Raw genomic sequence first — 3341 nt, forward strand, 5'->3', positions numbered from 1 at the left:
CACGGTCGACACGACCGTGGCCGACGTCACCGCCGATGCCAGCGAGCCGACCGCCCCCGCCGAGCCCCCTGAGGAGGCGACGCCGAGGCCCCCCGAAGCCGCGACGGCGGGAAGAAATTAGGGCTACCCATTCCCCGCGACCCTTGCTATGTCGCGCCCAGCGCCGGTGTAGCTCAGCTGGTAGAGCAACGCATTCGTAATGCGTGGGTCGGGGGTTCGAGTCCCTTCACCGGCACCAGTTTTCCAGACAAGCATATGCTGACACGCGGGAAACTGGGCCCGGCCCGCTCCAGTCCCGCGCGGGCAGAGGGTGTTCCCGAGGGCGTCCGGGCGGCCGTCAAACGGCCCCCATTCTCTGGAGGCGCGGCGGCCTTGGTCGCTATTCCGCCGCCCGGGCGCTCCTTGCCCGGTGCTCCGCCATCCAGTCGTCGAGCGCCCGTGCCTGGGCATCGGTGAGGCGCAGGCCGAGCTTGCTGCGGCGCCAGAGCACGTCCTCGGCCGTCTGCGCCCATTCGCGCTGAATCAGCCAGACGACCTCCGCCTCGGTCAGGGTCGCGCCGAAGTCGCGGCCGAGATCGGCGGCCTCTCGCGCCGACCCGAGCAGCTCGCGCGCCTCGGTGCCGTAGGCCCGCACGAGGCGCCGCGCCCAGACCTCGGTCAGGAAGGGATAGTCGCGCCTCAGGGCTACGGCGAGCGCGGGCGCGCCGTCATGGGCGAAGTCCCCGCCGGGCAGCGGCACGCCCGCCGTCCAGGCCCCCGAGGACAGCGGCAGCGCACCCCCGATCTTCTCCAGCGCCGCCTCGGCCAGACGCCGGTAGGTGGTGATCTTGCCGCCGAAGACGTTGAGCACGGGCGCGCCCGCCGAACGGTCGACCTTGAGCGTGTAGTCGCGCGTCGCCGCCGTCGCCGACGTCGCGCCGTCGTCGTAGAGCGGGCGGACCCCGGAATAGGTCCAGACCACGTCGTCGGGCGTCACGGGCCGCTTGAAATACTGGCTCGCGAAGGCGCAGAGATAGTCGCGCTCCGCCTCGGTGCAGACGGGCTTGCGCGCGGGATCGTCGTGCTCGGCGTCGGTCGTGCCGATCAGCGTGAAGTCGGTCTCGTAGGGGATCGCGAAGGTGATCCGCCCGTCCGTGCCCTGGAAGAAGTAGCACTTGTCGTGCGCGTAGAGCCGCCGGGTCACGATATGGCTGCCGCGCACGAGGCGGACGTTCTCGCGGCTGTTGAGCCGGAGCTTGCCATGGATGACGTCGCCGACCCAGGGGCCGGCCGCGTTCACCAGCATCCGCGCGCGGTAGGTCCGCCGCTCCCCGCCCTGCGCGACCGTGACGGACCACAGGCCGTCGCGCACCTCGGCCGAGACGACCTCGCTCCGCGTCAGGATCGTCGCGCCCCGCGCCTCCGCGTCGCGCGCGTTCAGGACGACGAGGCGGCTGTCCTCGACCCAGCAGTCGGAATATTCGTAGGCCGTCTCGAACCGCTCCTGCAGCGGCGCGCCCTCGGGCGTTCCCCCGAGCCTCAGGGTGGAGGTTGCGGGCAGGATCTTCCGCCCGCCGAGATGGTCGTAGAGAAAGAGGCCGAGCCGGATGAGCCACGCGGGCCTCCGCCCCTTCATCCAGGGCATGACCGCCGAGAGCAGCCGCGAGGTCGGCGTCTCGCTTTCGAAGCGCATGTCGCGGTGGTAGGGCAGGACGAAGCGCATGGGCCAGCTGATATGCGGCATGGCGCGGAGCAGCGTCTCGCGCTCGATCAGCGCCTCGCGCACGAGGCGGAACTCGAAATACTCCAGATAGCGCAGCCCGCCGTGGAAGAGCTTGGTCGACGCCGACGAGGTCGCGCCCGCGAGGTCGCCCTTCTCGGCCAGCAGGACGGACAGGCCCCGCCCCGCCGCATCCCGGGCGATGCCGCAGCCGTTGATGCCGCCGCCGATGACGAAGAGATCGCAGGGATCGTCGGAATTCTGGTGCGGCGCCATACGCCCTCCGGTGCAGGACAATCGGGTCCCTCAGGCGCGGAGGCTATCGAAAACGAACATGTGCGCACAAGTTCGATTTCGCTATACCCGAAAACTGTTCGGTTTTCGCAAAAAGGAAAGACTCAAAGCGCTTTGTTCCCGCTTCGTCCAAGATTGCGCGACCGTGCCCGCAGCCGATATCCTCGAACCGAAAATGCCGCCCGGACAGGGCGCGACTCGCCCGCGTTCCGAAGGTGCCCGTTGTCCCAGAACATCCGCCTGCCCGAGATCCTCGACATCGCCCGCCGGGATGGCCGCGTGAGCGTCGAGGCGCTGGCCGCGCATTTCCGCGTCACGCTCCAGACGATCCGCCGCGACCTCGCCGAGCTCGCCGCGCAGGGGCGGATCGAGCGGGTGCATGGCGGGGCGGTGCTCCAGTCGACCATCGCCAACATCGGCTACGAGGACCGGCGCGGCCTCAACGACGCCGCGAAAGCGGCCATCGCGGCGCGCTGCGCGCGCGACATTCCGAACGGCTGCTCGCTCTTTCTCAACATCGGCACGACGACCGAGGCGGTGGCCCGCGCCCTCATGCGGCATCGCGACATCATGGTGCTGACCAACAACATGAACGTCGCGAACATCCTGGTCGAGAACCCCGATTGCGAGATCATCCTCGTGGGCGGTCTCCTGCGGCGGTCGGACGGCGGGCTCGTCGGCGCCGTCACCACGCAGGCGATCCGGCAGTTCAAGTTCGATCTCGCGGTCATCAGCTGCTCCGCCCTCGACGCGGACGGCGACCTGCTCGACTACGACATCCAGGAGGTCGGCGTCAGCCAGACGATCCTGAGGCAGGCGCGGCGCAGCTTCCTCGTCGCGGACGGCTCCAAGTTCCAGCGGCGCGCCCCGGCCCGCATCGGCTCGCTGGCGGAGATCGACACGTTCTACACCGATGCGCCGCCGCCCGGGGTGCTTCCCGCCGCCTGCGAGGAATGGGGCACCCGGATCGTGCTCGCCGAAGGCTGATCCCCGGGGGATGCGCGGATCAGGGCGCCGGCGGCGCTGTGACGCGCTGCGGCGGACGGCTGCCGGTTATCGGATAACAGGATCGGCGCAATTGTCTGACGCGGGGAACGCCCGTAACGCTCGCGACAAGCACCAGTCCTTTTCCGGGAATCGAGCAGACCCATGCGCAGCACCCTCCGCACCTCCACCGCCCTGATCGCGAGCCTGTCGCTCGTCATGGGCCACTTGCCCGTCGCCGCCATCGCGCAGGAATTCGACGCGAGCCAGTGCGCCGAGGGCGAGGACGAGGCGTCCTGCCTCGCGCGCCTCCTCGAGGAGGCCGCCGCAGCGGAAGCGGCAGCCGCCGAGGAAGCCGCCCGCG

At 69.9% G+C, this 3341-nt stretch carries 3 protein-coding genes and 1 tRNA gene; 3 read left to right on the top strand and 1 reads right to left on the bottom strand.

Translation table 11 applies throughout. The annotated features are described in order from the left end of the window. Positions 1-162: 162 nt before the first annotated feature. Positions 163-238 (top strand) — tRNA-Thr (locus ACTS11_RS11550). A 141-nt stretch (positions 239-379) separates the two neighbouring features. Here ACTS11_RS11550 and glpD read toward each other — a convergent pair. Next, entirely contained in the window at positions 380-1975 is a 1596-nt protein-coding gene (gene glpD, locus ACTS11_RS11555; RefSeq protein WP_442640464.1) for a glycerol-3-phosphate dehydrogenase, read from the bottom strand. Positions 1976-2215: 240 nt separating this feature from the next. On the opposite strand from glpD, the gene ACTS11_RS11560 reads away from it, so the two are divergent. Then, a complete protein-coding gene (locus tag ACTS11_RS11560; RefSeq protein ID WP_442640465.1) occupies positions 2216-2980 on the top strand; it encodes a DeoR/GlpR family DNA-binding transcription regulator in 765 nt (254 codons plus the stop codon). 162 nt (positions 2981-3142) lie between these two features. Next, positions 3143-3341 (top strand): hypothetical protein (locus ACTS11_RS11565; RefSeq protein WP_442640466.1); only part of this gene is annotated, 199 nt, incomplete at its 3' end.

Source organism: Roseicyclus sp., from assembly GCF_052168335.1.
Taxonomy (GTDB): Bacteria; Pseudomonadota; Alphaproteobacteria; order Rhodobacterales; family Rhodobacteraceae; genus Roseibacterium.

What these genes read in the sequence shown, in the direction of transcription:
- glpD (WP_442640464.1), bottom strand. Translation starts at nt 1,975, where the DNA reads ATGGCGCCGCACCAGAATTCCGACGATCCCTGCGATCTCTTCGTCATC.